Source organism: Streptomyces sp. NPDC030021 (assembly GCF_055574035.1).
In genome coordinates, this window is sequence record NZ_JBVIAH010000031.1 from 1 (window position 1) to 17,349 (window position 17,349).

The following is a 17,349-nucleotide window of genomic DNA, read 5'->3' on the forward strand; positions in this document are numbered from 1 at the left end:
ACGCAGGAGGGTCCCCGCAGGACGAGCGCGCAACCCAGGCCGTCTGGCAGAACCACGGCCGCCTGGCGCGAGCCGAGGAGACCCTCGTGCGGGGCCCCGACCCACACCACCCAGCCCCGCCGGCGATTGAGGCGACCCACCACGGCACGGAAGCCACACCGCCGAGCCGACCGCCGGGGCCCGGGCAGCGCCCGGCATGGATCCGGACCCGCCGCACACCACCAAGCCCCCCGCAAGGGACCGGCCCCGCCGGCGATTGAGGCGACCCACCACGGCAGGGAAGCCACACCGCCGAGCCGACCGCCGGGCACCCCGCACGGGCACCGCCGAGCCGACCACAGGGGGGTCAGGACTTCCGGTGGACCACCTCGCCCGCCACCACGACCGTCTCGGCGACCGTGCCCGGGATCTCGTCCGCCGGGACGGTGAGGATGTCCCGGGACAGGATCACGAAGTCCGCCGCCTTGCCCACCGTGAGGGAGCCGCGTTCCTGCTCAAGGAAGTTGGCTTGGGCCGAGCCCATCGTGTAGCCGTACACGGCCGTCGCCACGTCCACCGTCTCGGCCGGCTGCCAGGCGGGGCCGCCGCCGGACAGCGGGCGGCGCGTCACCGCCGTGTAGATGCCGACCATCGGGTCCATCTCCGCCACGTTCCAGTCGCTGGAGAACGCCAGCACCGCCCCCGCCTCGTGCAGGCTCCGCATCGGCCAGGCCTTGTGCCAGCGGTCCTCGCCCACGTTCTCCGCCCAGTCCTGGCCGGGGCCCGCGATCTCCGGCGCGCAGTGCCTCGGCTGCATGCACGCGATCACGCCGAGCTCCGCGAAGCGCGGTACGTCCGCCGGGTCCAGGCACTCCACGTGGACCACCTGGTGGCGGGCGTCGCGCGGGCCGTTGAGGGTCCGCGCGTGCTCCACCGCGTCCAGGACGGTCCGGATGCCCCGGTCGCCGGTCGCGTGCACGAAGCACTGGAAGCCGCGGGCGTCCAGCTTCGCCAGCAGTTCCGCGAACTCCTCCGCCGGGTAGAAGGTCTCGCCCCGGTGCGCGCCGCATCCGGTGTACGGCTCCAGCAGTGCGGCCGTACGCGGTTCCACCACGTCGTCGATGTACAGCTTGAGCGGGCCGACCCGCAGCCGGTCCCCGGCGAACCTCCGGGCCGCGTCGGCGAATTCGTCCAGGTCGGCGTCGCCGGTGCCGCGCGGGTGGAACAGTGCCGCGACGATCCGTGAGCGCAACCGCCCTTCGGAGCGGGCCCGTTCGAAGAGTTCGAGGTCGTCGAGGGAGTTCTGCGGCTCGACCACCGTGGTGATGCCGTAGCCGATGGCGTCGTCGAGGCTCTTGGCGAGCCGCCCGTACTGCCGGTCCGGCGAGGCCCACGGCACGCCCAGCTCGCGCAGGGCCCGGTGGCCGTCGCGGGAGAGTCCCTTGATGGCGAAGTCCTTGACGAATCCGGTGGGTTCGCCGGTCTCCGGGTCCACCGCCGCCGTGCCGAAGGGGAGGTCGGTGCGGTCCCGCGAGACCCCGAGCCGCCGCATGGCCGCCGTGTTCAGCCAGGCCGTGTGCACGTCGTACGAGAGCACGATCGCCGGGGTGTCCCCGGTGACCGGGTCCAGGTCGGCGGCGCACGGCATCCGCCCGCCCGGGATGGCGGAGTAGTCGAAGGCCTCGGCCTCGATCCAGCCGGCGTCCGGGTTGACCTCCCGCCAGGCCAGGATCCGCTCGTGGATGCCTTCGAGGGTGCGCACCCCGGCGAGTTGGACGCAGTCCGCGTCGGAGCCGAGCCGGACGTGGTTGTGGGCGTCGATGAAGCCGGGCAGGACGAGCTTGCCGCCCGCGTCGATCCGCTCGGTGTCCGGGCCGGCCCAGGCGGCGGCCTCGTCGTCCGCGCCGACCCAGACGATGCGCCCGTCGTGGACGGCGAGGGCCTCGGCCTCGGGCCGGCCGGGGTCGACGGTGTGGATCCGGGCTCCGGTGAGCAGCAGGTCGGCGGGGAAGGGGTGGCGTGCCATGTGGGGGTGCTCCATTGCGTGTGCGGTGTCGTTCAGGCGGCCGGGGCGTACGCCGCGACCCGGCGGCGGGTGAGGGCCCAGTAGGTGAGTCCGGAGACGACCGAGCCGAGCAGGGTGAGGTCGGCGCCGCCGAGCGGGGCGACCAGGGGCCCGGTCCACAGCTCGGAGTCGCAGGTCAGGGCGGCGAAGGCCATGCCGGCGAGCAGGGCGGTGATGCCGGCGGGGTGGTAGCCGGAGCGGTACCAGTAGGCGCCCGCGCTCCCGGCGTGCAGCGCGTCGGCGTCGTAGTGGCAGCGGCGCAGCAGCATGTCGGCGAGGAAGACTCCGCCCCAGGGGGCGAACACGATGATCAGCAGGGAGAGGAAGGAGAGGAGGGAGGTGGTGAAGTCGGTGAGGAAGAGCGCGGCGAGCGAGCCGGCGGCGGTGACGGCGGCGCTGATGACGATGGCCCGGGCGCGGCTCCACGGGATGCCGAGGACCTGGAGGTTCAGGCTGGAGGAGTAGAGGGTGATGATCGAGTTGGTGACCGAGCCGCCGAGCACGAGGGCCAGGAACAGCGGCTGGAACCAGCCGGGCAGCAGGCTCTCGGCTCCGGCGACCGCGTCGGTCATGTCGGTCTGGGTGGCGGCGGCGACGCCCGCGACGCCGAGGGCCACCGAGGAGAGGAAGCCGCCGAGGGCGCCCATCCAGGTGATGGACTTCAGCGAGGTGGTCCGGGGCAGGTAGCGGGTGTAGTCGGCGGGCATCGGCAGGTACGAGAAGGGTCCGGCGAGCATGACCACGAAGGCGAGGCTCCAGCCGGAGAGCCCGGGTGCGGCGGCGGCCGGGGCGGCGGTGTCGGCGCCGGGCAGGACGAAGAGGAGCAGGACGCCGAAGCCGGCGGCGAGGACGTAGGCCATCCAGCGTTCGGCGAACTGCACGGTGGCGTGGCCCCACATGGCGACGGCGAAGGTCAGCGCGAGGGTGACCAGCAGGGCGACGGCGCGGCCGGCCGTGCCGCTCTGCCAGCCGATCTCGGCGAAGAAGACTTCCAGCGCGAGGGTGCCCACCACGGTGTTGACGATGGTGTAGCCGATGCTCACCACCCAGTTGAGGACGCCGGCCGGGAAGTTGCCGCGCACCCCGAAGGTGGCGCGGGAGATGACCAGGGTGGCGGTGCCGGTGCGGATGCCGCTGAGTCCGGCGGCGCTGATGGCGAAGAAGGAGAGTCCGCCGATCACGACCACGGCGGTGGCCTGCCAGAAGGAAAGCCCGAAGGCGACGGCGAGGGCGCCGTTGATCACGTAGGTGAAGGTGAGGTTGGAGCCGAACCAGAGCCAGAAGAGGTCCTTGGCGCTGCCATGGCGTTCGGCGTCCGGAATCGGGTCGATCCCGTGTGTTTCGACCCGGAACACCTCGTCGACGTCGACTGTCTCCTGCTGCCCCATGAGGACCCCTGACCTTGAACGATCTTGAATGGCGTTCTAATTTCTTGAATGGCATTCAAGATGAGGGCTGGACCTCGACCCCGTCAAGACCCTGTCCGGGATAAGGTCGGACCAGGAAGATCCGGAGGGCGGGAGCGGTGGCGGGAGCAGCACGGCGGCGCGACGGGCAGATCGCCCAGGAGCGGATGCTGGAAGAGGCCATGGCGGCCATCGCCGAGGACGGACTGGCCGCGCTCACCATGTCCGCGCTGGCCGAGCGCCTCGGCACCAGCGGGGGCCACATCCTGTACTACTTCGGCAGCAAGGACCGGCTCCTGCTGGAGGCCCTGCGCTGGAGCGAGGAGCAGCTCACCGGGGAGCGCCGGGCACTGCTGGGCCGCAGGGTGACGGCGGCGCGCAAGCTGGACCAGTTCCTGGAGCTCTACCTCCCCGAGGGCCCCCGCGACCCGCGCTGGACGCTGTGGATCGAGCTGTGGGCCCGTACCGCCTCCAACCAGCCGCTGAAGGCCGCCCAGGAGGAGATCGACGACAGCTGGCAGCGGGACCTGGAGGCACTCCTGGCCAAGGGCGTGGACCAGGGCCGTTTCGTGCCCATGGACGTGCCCGCGCGGGCCTCGGAGCTGCTCGCCCTGCTGGACGGCCTGAGCACCCGGGTCGTCCTGGGCCAGCGCGGCGCGGACCGCGCCCGCGCCCTGGAGCAGGCCCGCTCGGCGGCGGCCCTGCTCGTGCCCCGCGTCTGAGACGAGGGCCCGATCGGCGCTTCTCGCGCCGGCGGGTCAGGAACTTCCCTCCTTTTCCCGGCCTGCCGACTCGGCTCGATGACTCGGCCCGACGACTCGGCCCCGCGAGTCAATTCGACAGCCAAAAGCGGAAGCCGCCGCACCGAAAAGGCCTTTCACGGCGACCGGGCATCCGTTCACGCCCGTTCACTCCCCCGGTACACCCCCTTGACCAGGGCATATGCATGAGGAACAAAGGCCTTCCCGGGCTCGTGAAGGCATTCACAAGAATTCCGCCGGAAGTGCGCCCTACCGCACTCCTCCCCCAGCGCGCACAATCGCGATGACGACTCACATCGACCGTGAAGGAGGGAGCGCGTGCGCAATCAGGTGCGCACAGCGGACGGGCGCGCTCTGACCGTGGAGCGCTGGGGCGATCCCGACGGTAAACCCGTCTTTCTGCTGCACGGCATGCCCGGCAGCCGCCTCGGCCCGGCCCCCCGGGGCATGGTCCTCTACCAGCGCCGGATGCAGCTCATCGCCTACGACAGACCCGGCTACGGCGGCTCCGACCGCCATGTGGGCCGCACGGTCGCCGACGTGGCCCAGGACGTGGCCGCCATCGCCGACGCCCTCGGACTGGACACCTTCGCGGTCGCCGGCCGCTCCGGCGGCGCAGCCGGAGCACTGGCCTGTGCCGCCCTCCTCCCGGACCGGGTCACCCGGACCGCGGGAATGGTCGGCCTCGCCCCCCGGGACGCGGAGGACCTGGACTGGTTCGCCGGGATGGCCGCGTCGAACGTACGGGAGTACACCACCGCCACCGACGACCCCGAGGAGCTGGCGGCCCGGCTGATCCCGCGCGCCGACGGCATCCGCAAGGACCCCGGCCGGCTGCTGGACGAACTGCGCCGGGAGCTGACCGACAACGACCGCATGATCGTCTCGGACGCCGGCCTGCGGTCGATGCTCCTGCGGAACTACCGCGAGGGGCTGCGCCATTCGGCGTACGGATGGATCGACGACGTCCTCGCCTTCAGCCGCCCCTGGGGCTTCGACCCCGCCGACATCCGCTGTCCGGTGCTGATCTGGCACGGCGAGCTCGACGTGTTCTCCCCCGTGGGCCACTCCCGCTGGCTGGCCCGCCGCATCCCCGGGGCCACGACCAACATCGTTCCCGCCGCCGCGCACTTCGCCTCCCTGCGCGCGCTGCCCGACGTACTGAACTGGCTGCTGCGCGACCTTCCGGCGCCGGATCTCAACGAACAGCAGCCCGCCTAGCGGTTGTTGACTCCATAGGCGCTCGAACCCTACCCAAATGGGCAGCGATCGCCATGCCGTTACGCATGGGTTGTTCGCAGTAAGGTCCGCGTCGCCGGGCCCGCCACCACTCGACGGGTGGGCCCCACGAGCCGTGGAGGCTGTCCCATGACCCTGCACATCGACGACGTCGGCCTGCTCATCCTCGCCGTCGGGCTCCTCGTCGGCCACGCCGTGTACAAGCACACCAGGGCCGCCGCCGGGGCCGCGTCCAAGGGGGACATCGTCGGCGCGATCGGCGCCGCCGCCGCGGTGATCACCGCGCTCTTCCTGCTGTTCGGCGGGGGCGGTTCCGCGTCGGCCGGGCCGGACTCCCGGCCGACGGGACACGCCCTCGCATCGCACCAGGTCAGCGGGGTGCGGCCGGCGTAGGTCCGGTCCGGACAGGGCCGCCGCCGGGACTCCCGGCGATGAAAAGGATCTTTCCTTGCGGCAAACGGCCGAATCCGCCCTCTTGAGAAATCCGCCGCGCATTGCATGGAAGTCTTGACCAGGCGTCATGTCTCGTGTTGCCAAGGGGGACTGTCCTAGTAAAGTCCCTGCTTGACAGCAGCATGTAGCCGTTGTCATTCACATGTCCATTCCACATGGCTTCCCCAAGGACGGTGCCGTGAACACTTCAGCATCCCCCGCGACCAGCTCGGTCAAGGCCCACCGGGTCCCGCTCGGCAAGATCGACGTCCACACCGCGTCCGCGGCGACGACGCTCGGTCGCGTGCTGCCGGCCGAATCTGCTCGTCCGGTTCAGGCACCGATCTTCAACTCCGCGCTCTGACCCGAACTCGGCGCTCTAGACTGGTGGAATGACCGGCCTGATCGCATTTCGCGAGATCGTCCTAAAGGTTCACAGCAGATGCGATCTTGCTTGTGATCATTGCTATGTCTACGAACACGCAGATCAGAGCTGGCGAGCCCAGCCGAAAGTGATCTCCCCCGAGGTTATTTCGCATACCGCGTCCAGGCTCGCCGAACATGCCCGTGACCATGCACTCCCCTCCGTCACGGTGATTCTCCATGGAGGGGAACCCCTGTTGGCGGGCACGACCCGGCTCCGCCTCGTGTGCGAGGAGTTCAGCCGGGCGCTCAGCGGGATCGCCGCCCTCGACCTGCGGATCCATACCAACGGGCTCCAGCTCAGCACCCGTTACCTCGACCTGTTCGACGAGTACGGCGTCCGGGTCGGCATCTCCCTCGACGGGGACCGCGCCGCCAACGACCGCCACCGCCGCTTCGCCGACGGCCGTACGAGCCACCCGCTGGTCCTGGCCGCCGTCGCACTGCTCCGCTCCGAGCCGTACCGCCACCTCTACCAGGGCCTGCTCTGCACCGTGGACGTGGCCAACGACCCCGTCGCCGTCCTGGACGCGCTGGTCGAACTGGAGCCCCCGCGCGTGGACTTCCTACTCCCCCACGCCACCTGGGAAACACCCCCGGCCCGTCCCGACGGCGCCCCCGACGCCTACGCGCGCTGGCTGCTGCGGATCTTCGACCACTGGGACCGGCTGGGCCGCCCGGTACCCGTACGGCTCTTCGAGTCCCTGCTCTCCACCCTGCGCGGCGGCCCCAGCCTCACCGAGTCGCTCGGCCTCGCGCCCACCGACCTCGTCGTCGTCGAGACCGACGGGACCCTGGAACAGGTGGACTCCCTCAAGAGTGCCTTCGAGGGGGCCGCGGCCACCGGCTTCAATGTCTTCGACCACACGTTTGACCAGGTCGCGGCCCATCCCGGGGTCCGCGCCCGGCAGCTGGGCCTCGCGGGCGTCAGCGACTCGTGCCGCCGGTGCCCCGTCGTACGTTCGTGCGGGGGCGGGCTCTACACCCACCGCTACCGCGACCGGAACGGCTTCGACAACCCCTCCGTCTACTGCACCGACCTGCGCGAGCTCGTGGACGGGGTCGAGGGCCGCACCGCTCCGCGGGAGACCGCGCCGCAGCTGACCGACCCGGCCGAACTCGCCCGCTCCCAGGAGGAGCTGACCCGGATCCTGCTGGCCCGGCTGCACGCGGACCTCGCCGCGGACCCCGGCTGGGCGCGCGCCTGGGAGCTGCTGACCGCCGTGGAGGGGGCCGGGGAGGCGGGCCCGGACGCGCTGGACGCCGTACTGGACCACCCCTTCACCCGGACCTGGGTGCTGGCGGCCCTGGACGCCGCCCGCGACGGCAGGCAGGACGCCCCGGAGGCGGCGCGCAGGCTGACCGCGCTGGCCGCCGCGGCCGTGCTCCGCGGCGGGCTGGACCTGCCGGCCGAGGTGGCCTACCGGGACGGCGAGGTGTACCTGCCGACGCTGGGGCTGCTGCGGCTCGGGGAGCCCGGCACGGAGGGCCGGGCCGCGCTGCACGTCACCGCCGAGGGGTACGCCGTACGGGACGGCCGCACCGAGCACCGCTTCGGGCCCACGGCGGGGGACGCCCGCTGGCAGCCCGTACGCACCTGGTCGCCCGGGCCGGACGCGGCCCCGGTGGCCCTGGAGGACCTCGACCCGTACCGCAACTGCTTCCCCCGCCCGCCCAGGCTCCGCCTCGGCGCCGGGGAGGCCGAGGAATGGCGGGGCAGGCTGGACCGGGCGTGGGCGCTGCTGCACAAGGCGGTGCCGGAGTTCGCCCGGGCGGCGGCCACCGGGCTGACCACGCTGACCCCGCTCGCGGGCGGCCCGCGGGCGGGCGGCTGGGGCGAGGCCGGGCGGCACGGGCCGGGGGCGCTCGGGGTGCCGTACGCGGCGGGGGTGCGGGAGACCGCGCTGGCGCTGCTGACCGGGCGGCGGCGGACCAGGCTGCGGGCGCTGACCGAGGTGGCCGACCTGTACGCGCTGGACGGTCAGTGGCAGCACCGCTCGCCGTGGCGGGAGCGGCCGGTACCGGTGTCCCGGCTGCTGGCGGACGTGCACGAGCGGGTGGCGGTGGAGGCGTACCGACGGGCCACGGCGACGCCCGAGCCGGGTGGCTCGGACCGTATCCACCGGGCCCTGGACCAGCTCTCGGAGGCGGCCGAGCTGACCGTCACCGGGAAGAGCCTGGTCGCGGAGCTCCGCTACGAACTGAAGACGGTCGACGCGTGACCGCGCCCTCCCGGGCGCGGCCCTCCGCGCCGTCCCCCACGCCGTCCCCCACGCGGTCCTCCGCGCCCTCCTCCGCGCCCTCCTCCGCGCCCGGCAGGCTCCGGCTCGCCGTGCAGTTGCGGCTGGCCGGGGTCCGCCCCGGCATGCGGCTCATGGTGCACTCCGCCCTCGGCGGGACCGGGCTGCGCGCGGAGCTGCTGCGCGACGCCCTGACGGGCGTCCTCGGGCCGCGCGGCACCCTGGTGGTCCCGGCGTTCACCCCGGAGAACTCCAAGACCTCCACCGCCCACCTGGAGCGGATCCGCGGTCTGGACGAGGCCGGGGTGCGGGCCTTCCGCGAGCGGATGTCCGCGTTCGACCCGGTGAGCACCCCGAGCCAGGGCATGGGGTCCCTGGCGGAGGCCGTCCGCACCGCACCGGGCGCCGCGCGCAGCGCCCACCCGCAGACCTCCTTCGCGGCCCTCGGGGCGGACGCGGAGCGGCTGTGCTCGGGGCATCGCCTCGAAAGCCATCTGGGGGAAGAGTCACCCCTGGGAAAGCTGTGCTGGGAGGGCGGGCAGGTACTCATGATCAATGTGGGGTTTTCGGTCTGCACCGCTTTCCATCTCGCGGAGTACCGAATTCCGAAGCCCCCCTTGCGCATGTACGAGTGTGTGGTGAAGGTGAACCTTCCGGGGCTGCAAAGGCACCGGCAGGAGGGGGAGTGGACCGCATACGAGGACGTCGCGCTGGACGACAGCGATTTCGCGGAGATCGGTGACGCGTTCCCGGATTCACGGGTGCGCAGGGGGCGGGTGGGAGGTGCGTCGACCATGCTCTTCTCCCTCCCGGAGGCCGTCGATCACGCCCTTGACTGGATGACCGAAAACAGACGCTGATTGACTGAACGATGAGGGGATGTGGCGAAGCAGCTCCGGAATGATGTTTCTTCGCTTCGCATCTTCGGGACGGGGGTCGTGTGCCCGCATCAGGGGAGCCGTACTTTTTTCTCAGTTACGCACATACACCGAGGTTCGGGGCCGGGGGCCCCGACCCGGACATGTGGGTCGAGCGCCTGTTCCGTGATCTCTGCGGGCATGTCATGGCGCTGACGGACCTGCGCGCCGGGTACGACGTCGGGTTCATGGACCGGGAGATACGCAGCGGCGAGGGCTGGTCCGAACGGCTCGCCCGGGCACTCGCCAACTGCCGGGTCTTCGTTCCCCTGTTCTCGCCGCGCTACTTCGCCAGCGAGATGTGCGGGAAGGAGTGGTTCGCCTTCGCGCAGCGCGCCGTACAGCACGGCGCGGTCAGCAACAAACAGGCCGAGGCCATCGTGCCCGCGTTATGGGTGCCGGTGCCTCCGGAGCAACTCCCCGGCCCGGCCGAGCGGTTGCAGTTCAACCACAACACCTTCGGCGAGCGCTACGTCACCGACGGCCTGTACGGGCTGATCAAACTGCGCGGTTACGCCGAGCAGTACGAGCAGGCCGTCTACGAGCTCGCCCGGCGCATCGTCCAGGTCGCCGAGACCGCCCACCTGGACCCCATCCGCCCGCTGGACTACCGCAACGTACCGAGCGCCTTCGGCTCCAGCGGCAGTCCGGCCCGCACCCTGCACGTGACCGTGGCCGCCGCCTCCCGGCACGATCTGCCCGAGGGCCGCACCCCCGAGTACTACGGGGACACCGCGCTGGAGTGGAACCCGTACCACCCGGTCGCCCAGCGGCCCATCGCCTACGTCGCCGAGGACCTGGTCAAGAACCTCAACTACCAGACCACCATGTCCTCCTTCGACGACGAGGCCGGGCACCTCGACAGCAAGCAGCTGCCGACCCGGCCGGAGATCCTGATCGTCGACCGGTGGGCGGTGGAGGACGAGCAGCGGCGCCGGCGCCTGGCCGCCTTCGACCGGGAGCCCCGGCCCTGGATCAACGTGGTCGTGCCGTGGAACCGGTACGACCACCAGAGCCGGTCGAAGGAGAACGAGCTGGCCGACCGGCTGGAGAACACCATGCCCAAGACGATGAGCCAGGGCCGGGCCGCCTGCCGGGCCGCCGCGAACGGCGTGGCCAACGTGGAGACCCTCGGCCAGATCCTGCCGCAGGTGGTCGAGGCCGCCGCCCAGCAGTTCCTCAGACACGCGCAGCCGTATCCGCCGAAGGGCGACACCTCCATCGAACGGCCCCGGTTGCTGGGGCCGATGGGGATGAACGGGCCGCCAGGGCCGCCATCGCCCCGTGTCCCGTTCCCGCCCGACTCCGACCGGCACCGGGCCGGGCCGGCGGGGGCCGGCCTCCACGACAACGACGACAACGACACCGACCGGGGGGACGCGGATGACAGCGAGCAGTGACAGCAGCGGCGGCGACAGCGACAGCCGTGACGGACGCATCGTCACCTTCTATTCGTACAAGGGCGGCACGGGCCGCACCATGGCACTGGCCAACACCGCCTGGATCCTGGCGGCGAACGGCAAGCGGGTCCTCGCCGTGGACTGGGACCTGGAGGCGCCCGGCCTGCACCGCTTCTTCCATCCCTTCCTGGACCCCTCCACGCTGGGGGCCACCACCGGGGTCATCGATCTGATCAGCGAGTACGCCTGGGCGGCGACCAGCCCGGTGCAGCGGCCCGACGACTGGCACAAGGACTACGCGCGGATACAGCCGCACGCCGTCTCGCTCACCCCGGAGACCCACGGCTGGGAGTTCCCGGACGGCGGCACCCTGGACTTCGTCTCGGCGGGCCGGCAGAACCGCGAGTACTCGGCGACCGTCTCCACCTTCGACTGGGACAACTTCTACGACCGGCTCGGCGGCGGGCTCTTCTTCGACGCCTTACGCGCCGACATGAAGCGGAACTACGACTACGTCCTGATCGACAGCCGTACCGGTCTGTCCGACATCGCCGACATCTGCACGGTCCACCTCCCGGACATCCTCGTCGACTGCTTCACCCTGTCCGACCAGTCCATCGACGGCGCCGCGTCCGTCGCCCGCCAGATCGACGAGCGGTTCAACGACCGCGGCATCAAGATCTACCCGGTCCCGATGCGCATCGACGAGGGCGAGAAGGAGAAGGCCGACGCCGGCCGGGCGCTGGCCCGGATCAAGTTCGACCGCTTCCCGGACGGCCTGGTCGGGGACGAGCTCACCTCCTACTGGGGCGCGGTGGAGATCCCGTACCGCCCCTACTACGCCTACGAGGAGACCCTGGCCACCTTCGGCGACGAGGCCGGGCTCACCAACTCCCTGCTCTCCGCCTTCGAACGGCTCACCGCCGTGGTCACCGAAGGCCACATCACCTCCATGCCGGTCATCGGCGAGGAGGTCCGGCTGCGCATCAGGGACGCCTTCACCCGGCGCCGCCCGGCGCTGCCCGCCGACCTGTTCCTGTCCTACGTCGCCGAGAACCGGATGTGGGCCGACTGGATCGAGTCGGTGCTCACCCGGGCCGGTTTCCGGGTCGTGCCGAAGGACGTCTCGGCCGAGCGGGCACCGGAAGCGGCCGCCGGGGACACCCTCGGGGGCGCGGGCATCAGCATCGACACGGCCGCCCGGACCGTGGTGCTGCTCTCGACGGCCTATCTCAAGTCGGCCCGGGCCGTGGACGTGTGGGAGCGCGCGGCCGCCGAGGACCCGACCGGGGGCCGGCGCCAGCTGGTGCCGCTGAGGGTGGGTGACGTACGGCTCTCCACGCCGTACATCGACCGCAACCCGGTGGACCTCTTCCGGCTCGACGAGGCGCACGCGACCACCGCGCTGCTGCGGGCGGTGGAGCGGCCCATGGCCCTGCCCGACAGCGTCAACAGTGCCTCGCAGCCCGGTCCCCGCTTCCCGGGGACCGTCCCGAAGATCTGGAACGCGCCGCCGCGCAATCCCGGGTTCACCGGGCGCAGCATCGTGCTGGAGCGGATGCGCGACCAGCTCGGCGGGGGCATGGCCGTGGTGCTGCCCCAGCCGCAGACCCTGTTCGGTCTCGGCGGCGTCGGCAAGACCCAGGTGGCGCTGGAGTACGTGCACCGGTTCATGGCCGACTACGACCTGGTGTGGTGGATCTCCTCGGAGCAGACCGACGACGTGGTCGCGGCCCTCGCGGAGCTGGCGGTGCGGCTGGGCGCGCAGACCGGCGAGGACATGGCGGCCGCCTCCCAGGAGGCGATCGACCTGCTGCGGCGCGGGGTTCCCTCCTCGCGCTGGCTGCTGGTCTTCGACAACGCGGACGATCCGGAGACGCTCAAGCGGTTCTTCCCGCCGGGCGGGCCGGGCCATGTCCTGGTGACCTCCCGCAACCAGTCCTGGTCGCAGTACGGTGACGCGCTGCCGGTGGACGTGTTCCTGCGGGAGGAGTCCATCGAGCACCTGCAGCGCCGGGCCCCCGGGCTCAGCAAGGACGACGCCGAGCAGGTGGCGGTGGCGGTGGGCGACCTGCCGCTGGCCGTCGAGCAGGCGGGTGCCTGGATCGCGGAGACCGCGACCCCGGTGGCCGCGTACATCGAGCAGCTGGCCCAGCAGGCGGCGAGCGTCCTGGGCCTGAACCAGCCGCCCGGATATCCGGAGCCGGTGGCCGCCACCTGGAACATCTCCATCGAGCGGCTGCAGTCCCGTTCCCCGGCGGCCGTGCGGCTGCTCCAGCTGTGCGCCTTCCTGGCTCCCGAGCCGATCTCCGCGAACCTGCTCTACAGCAAGGAGATGATCGACGCCCTCAAGCCCTACGACGCCTCGCTCCAGGAGAAGCTGGTGCTGGGCCGGGTGATCCGGGAGATCGGCCGGTTCGCGCTGGCCAAGGTCGACCAGGTCAGCAACAGCATCCAGGTGCACCGGCTGGTCCAGGCCGTGATCCGGTCGCAGATGCCGGAGGAGGACCAGCGGGAGGCCCGGCACGCCGTCCACCGAATCCTGGCCGGCGCCCGGCCGGACGACGACGAGCCGATCGACAACCCGGAGACGTGGCCGCGGTTCAACACCATCTGGTCGCACCTCACCCCGTCGGAGGCCCGGTACTGCAAGGAACCGGAGACGCGCAGGCTGCTGATCGACCGGGTCCGCTATCTGTGGAAGCGCGGCGATTTCAAGGCCGCGTACGCGCTCGGCGAAGAGCTGCGCGAGGCGTGGAAGGAGATGCTGGGCAACGACGACCTGCAGTACCTGTACCTGCGCTTCCACCTGTCGAACATCCTGCGCTCGCAGGGCCGGTTCGTGGAGGCGAAGGAGCTGGACGAGGTCACGCTGGAGCGGCAGAAGGCGGTGCTCGGCCCCTCGCACCCGCACACGTACATGACCATGAGCGGTCTGGCCAACACGCTGGGCGCGCTGGGCCATTACGGTCAGGCGATGGAGCTGGCGACCGAGGCGCACGAGGGCTTCAGCCAGATCTTCCACGAGGCGCACCCGCGCACGCTGGCCGCCGCGAACAACCTGGCTCTGAACCTGCGGCTCGTGGGTCAGTACACCAGGGCCCGTGAGATCGACCAGGAGGTGCACGACCTGCGCACGGAGGTGCTCGGGCCGGAGCACCCGTACACCCTGTCCTCCGCGCAGAACCTGGCGCGCGACCTGCGCGAGGTGGGCCGGTACGAGGACTCGGTGCAGCTGCTCAGCCGGACGTACGACACCTACAAGCGGACGCTGGGGAGCGCCTTCCCCGGCACCCTGTCGGCCGCGAAGAACCTGGCGGTGTCGCTGCGCCGGGCCGGCCAGCTGGAGGACGCCCTCCGGTTGACCACGGCCACCCGGGCCCGCTACCGGGCCAAGTACACCTCCGTCAACCCGGACCTGCTGTCCTGCGAGCTCAACCTGGCCTCGGACCTGTTCGCGACCGGGGATCCGGGCGGGGCGCGGGACCTGGCGCAGGAGGTGGTGGACGAGTACATGAAGGTGCCGGGCGAGCGGCATCCGTACACCCTGGCGGCCGTGAACAACCTGGCGGTCTTCCACTGGGGCACGGGCGCCGCGGAGACGGCGGAGACGATGCTGCGCCAGACGATACGGGGGATGCGGGACGTCCTCGGCGACAACCACCCGCACACCGTCTTCGCCCATCTCAACCTGGCCAACACGCTGGCCGACCTGGGCGATCCGGAAGGCGCTCTGGAGCTGGAGCGGATCGCGGTGATGCGGCTGCGCGAGGCGCTCGGGGCGCACCATCCCGAGACCCTGGCGAGCAGCTCCAACATGGCGGTCAGCCTGGACTCGATGGGCCGCAAGGAGGAGGCGGCCCGGCTGCGGGCGGAGGCGGTGTCCGAGCTGACCCGGCTGCTCGGCGAGGACCACAGCCTGACCCGGTACGCGCGCGACGAGCGGCGGGTCCACCGCGACCTGGAGCCTCTCGCCGTCTGATCCGACGGAGGGCGGCGGGGGCTCCGCGACCGCGGGGGCCCCGCCGCCCGCCACCCGACAGCAGGGGGGCGCTGTGACCGACAGCATGACCTTTCGAAACGAGGACCTGCCGGCCCTCTTCCACCACACCGACCAGGCGGCGATCTCCCGGCAGCGGGAGTCCACCCAGGCCACCCGCGCCCAGTTGCTGCTGCTGGTCGCGGCCGCGGCGGCCGCCGCTCTGCCCGACGGGCCGAAGCTGGGCTCGATGTACCTCTTCGGGCTGCTGAGCGTGCTCGCGTACGTGGGGGTGCTGGGCGTGGGCATGCGGGCGACCCGGCGCCGGGCCCGCCCGCAGTGGCAGCTCAACCGCAGTGCGGCGGAGTTCATCAAGTCCCTGGCCTGGCGGTACGCGGTGCACGGGGCGCCGTTCGGCAGCGAGGTCGCCGCGCCCGAGGCGACGTACCGCACCCGGCTGGAGGCGGGTCTGGCCGAGCTGCGGAAGATGGGCTGGGAGGATCCGCGGGCCGCCGGGACGGTGCCGGAGGGCGGGGAGATCACCGGCGCGATGCAGCGGCTGCGCGGGATGGACTACCAGGCGCGGCGCGAGACGTACGTCCGGGACCGGCTGATCGAGCAGCGCAACTGGTACCGGCGGCGCACGGAGGTGTCCCGGCGGGCGACGAACCTGTGGTCGTGGACGATCGTGCTGCTGACCTGCCTGGCGCTGCTGTTCGCGCTGCTGGGGTCGTTCGGTTCGGGTCCGGGGCCGAGGCTGACCGCGCTGCTGAGCGCGGCGGCGGCGGCCGGGATCGCCTGGAACGAGGTGCGCCGCCACCATCCGCTGATCGAGGCGCACACGCTGATCGAGCAGGACCTGGCGGCGATGATGGTCGTGATGCAGACGACCATCACCGAGTCGCAGTGGCCTTCCTCGGTGTACGAGACGGAGCGGTACGTGTCCCCGCAGCACACGGACTGGCTGGCCCGGCACAGCAGTTGAGGCGCTGGTGGCGGGAGGGTGTGGCTCAGTCCCGGGTCACGCCCTCGCGCCAGATGACGGTGACCGGTTTGCCGAGCGCCCGCGCGTAGGCGACGATCTCGGCGGTGCCGCCGTGCCCGCGGGCGGGCTGCCCGTCCCAGACGGCGACGAGCCGGTCGCAGGAGTCGGCGATGTAGGTGCCGGCGGCGTAGTAGGCCTCGTCCGTGGAGCGGGCGAAGTCCATCCGGACCTCCTGGGTGGCCCGGTTCTTGAGGCCCCGGTAGCGGGCGAGGGCCTCGGCGTCTTCGAAGGCGTCCTCGTAGTCCCCGCTGGGGATCACCACGGTGAGGTCGGCGCCGTGTTCGAGGGCGATGGCGGCGAACAGCTGGTCCGCGCCCTCGGCGAGGCTGGAGAAGGCCTCCAACGGTCCTTCGTGGCCGCCCAGTACGGCGCGCAGTCCGCTCTCCACATGGCCGAGCACCGAGTCCGGAATGGCTCGGTGCCCGGTCACGCCGATTCGTTTCATGCAGAAACCAGCCTCCCCCGTGGACACGGTCGCCTGGAACATCCTCCCAGAAGGCGGGAGGACGTCCAGGGGTGCGACGGGGGAGCGTGAGTCACCGTCAGTAGACGCTGACACCGTAGGCGTTGAGGGCTTCGACCACGGGCTGGAAGAAGGTCGTGCCGCCGGAGGAGCAGTTGCCGCTGCCGCCGGAGGTGAGGCCGACGGCGCGGGTGCCCGAGTAGAGCGGGCCGCCGCTGTCGCCGGGTTCGGCGCACACGTTGGTGCGGATCATGCCGTAGACGATGTCGCCGCCGCCGTAGTTGACGGTGGCGTTGAGCCCGGTGACCCGGCCGCTGTGGATACCGGTGGTGGAGCCGCGCCTGGTCACCGACATGTTGACCGTGGCGTTCACGGCACTGGTGATGTCCTGGCTGCCGACGGTCCCGGGGGGCACCGGCGTGTTGCTGGCGTACTTGATGAGGCCGTAGTCGTTGGTCGGGAAGCTGGAGCCGACCGTGGAGCCCACGACGCTGGTGCGGGCGGAGTTGCTCCACCAGGTGCCCGCGCCGTCGGTGCAGTGTCCGGCGGTCAGAGCGTAGTAGTTGCTGCCGCTGCGCACGTTGAAGCCCAGCGAACAGCGCCAGCTCGTGGCGTAGATGGCGTCGCCGCCGGAGACCAGTTTGGTGAGTTTGCCGGGGATGCGTTCGATGCGCAGGGCTCCGACGTCGGCTCCGGCCTCGCTCTTGATTCTCGCGATACCGGCTTCGGAGACCGTGGAGTCGGCGGAGACCACGAGGGTTCCGGTGGCGGGGTCGGTGTGCCAGGCGGTGCCCGCCACGTTGGCGCGCAGGACGGAGGCGCCGGCCGAGGCGAGCCGGTCGGCGCTGAATGCCGTGTCCTTGCCGTCCCGGCTGGAGTCCGCGCTTGCGGCCGTGGGGACGGCGAGCGCTGCGGCGGCGGCCAGGCCGGTGGCCGCCGCGAGCAGCCTGGTACGGGTCATGCGCTTGATCCTCACTTCTCGTCCTCCTGGAGAGGGTTG

Annotated in this window: 13 protein-coding genes; 9 read left to right on the forward strand and 4 right to left on the reverse strand. The window is 71.6% G+C overall.

Translation table 11 applies throughout. The annotated features are described in order from the left end of the window. Positions 1 to 346: 346 nt before the first annotated feature. Together ACZ4YL_RS37990 and ACZ4YL_RS37995 are read right to left on the reverse strand one after the other, a co-directional pair. A complete protein-coding gene (locus tag ACZ4YL_RS37990) occupies positions 347 to 2,005 on the reverse strand; it encodes an amidohydrolase (protein WP_468122814.1) in 1,659 nt (552 codons plus the stop codon). A gap of 32 nt (positions 2,006 to 2,037) precedes the next feature. Continuing rightward, positions 2,038 to 3,432 carry a purine-cytosine permease family protein gene (locus tag ACZ4YL_RS37995; RefSeq protein WP_468122816.1) on the reverse strand — a complete coding sequence of 465 codons (1,395 nt, stop codon included), beginning with the start codon at positions 3,430 to 3,432 and terminating at the stop codon, positions 2,038 to 2,040. A gap of 137 nt (positions 3,433 to 3,569) precedes the next feature. Between ACZ4YL_RS37995 and ACZ4YL_RS38000 the strand changes: the two genes are divergently transcribed. From ACZ4YL_RS38000 to ACZ4YL_RS38040, 9 genes are all read left to right on the forward strand, one after another. Beyond that, a complete protein-coding gene (locus ACZ4YL_RS38000; protein ID WP_468122818.1) occupies positions 3,570 to 4,172 on the forward strand; it encodes a TetR/AcrR family transcriptional regulator in 603 nt (200 codons plus the stop codon). Between the two features lie 357 nt (positions 4,173 to 4,529). Beyond that, a complete protein-coding gene (locus ACZ4YL_RS38005; RefSeq protein ID WP_301372113.1) occupies positions 4,530 to 5,432 on the forward strand; it encodes an alpha/beta fold hydrolase in 903 nt (300 codons plus the stop codon). Positions 5,433 to 5,579: 147 nt separating this feature from the next. Then, on the forward strand, positions 5,580 to 5,843 hold the full coding sequence (locus tag ACZ4YL_RS38010) for a hypothetical protein (protein ID WP_468122819.1): 264 nt from the start codon (positions 5,580 to 5,582) through the stop codon (positions 5,841 to 5,843). A gap of 238 nt (positions 5,844 to 6,081) precedes the next feature. Beyond that, on the forward strand, positions 6,082 to 6,246 hold the full coding sequence (fxsA, locus tag ACZ4YL_RS38015; RefSeq protein WP_094744751.1) for an FxSxx-COOH cyclophane-containing RiPP peptide: 165 nt from the start codon (positions 6,082 to 6,084) through the stop codon (positions 6,244 to 6,246). Between the two features lie 28 nt (positions 6,247 to 6,274). Next, a complete protein-coding gene (gene fxsBH / locus ACZ4YL_RS38020; RefSeq protein WP_468122820.1) occupies positions 6,275 to 8,527 on the forward strand; it encodes a radical SAM/SPASM protein FxsBH, inactivated beta-hydroxylase extension form in 2,253 nt (750 codons plus the stop codon). After that, the gene (locus ACZ4YL_RS38025) at positions 8,524 to 9,405 is read left to right on the forward strand and encodes an AAC(3) family N-acetyltransferase (protein WP_468122821.1); all 882 of its coding nucleotides are present in this window, start codon (positions 8,524 to 8,526) and stop codon (positions 9,403 to 9,405) included. The genes fxsBH and ACZ4YL_RS38025 overlap by 4 nt, the downstream gene beginning before the upstream one ends. An 80-nt stretch (positions 9,406 to 9,485) precedes the next feature. Next, positions 9,486 to 10,862, forward strand: coding sequence for a TIR-like protein FxsC (locus tag ACZ4YL_RS38030; protein WP_468122823.1), 1,377 nt, complete (start codon positions 9,486 to 9,488; stop codon positions 10,860 to 10,862). Next, a complete protein-coding gene (gene fxsT / locus ACZ4YL_RS38035; RefSeq protein ID WP_468122825.1) occupies positions 10,846 to 14,844 on the forward strand; it encodes an FxSxx-COOH system tetratricopeptide repeat protein in 3,999 nt (1,332 codons plus the stop codon). The genes ACZ4YL_RS38030 and fxsT overlap by 17 nt, the downstream gene beginning before the upstream one ends. Positions 14,845 to 14,929: 85 nt before the next feature. Then, positions 14,930 to 15,826 carry a DUF4231 domain-containing protein gene (locus ACZ4YL_RS38040; protein WP_468122827.1) on the forward strand — a complete coding sequence of 299 codons (897 nt, stop codon included), beginning with the start codon at positions 14,930 to 14,932 and terminating at the stop codon, positions 15,824 to 15,826. A gap of 25 nt (positions 15,827 to 15,851) precedes the next feature. On the opposite strand, the gene ACZ4YL_RS38045 is transcribed toward ACZ4YL_RS38040, so the two are convergent. Continuing rightward, positions 15,852 to 16,331, reverse strand: a complete 480-nt coding sequence (locus tag ACZ4YL_RS38045; RefSeq protein ID WP_468122829.1) for a hypothetical protein — start codon at positions 16,329 to 16,331, stop codon at positions 15,852 to 15,854. A 97-nt stretch (positions 16,332 to 16,428) separates the two neighbouring features. After that, positions 16,429 to 17,325: a S1 family peptidase gene (locus ACZ4YL_RS38050; protein WP_468122830.1), complete on the reverse strand. Its 897-nt coding sequence runs from the start codon at positions 17,323 to 17,325 to the stop codon at positions 16,429 to 16,431. Positions 17,326 to 17,349 lie beyond the last annotated feature (24 nt).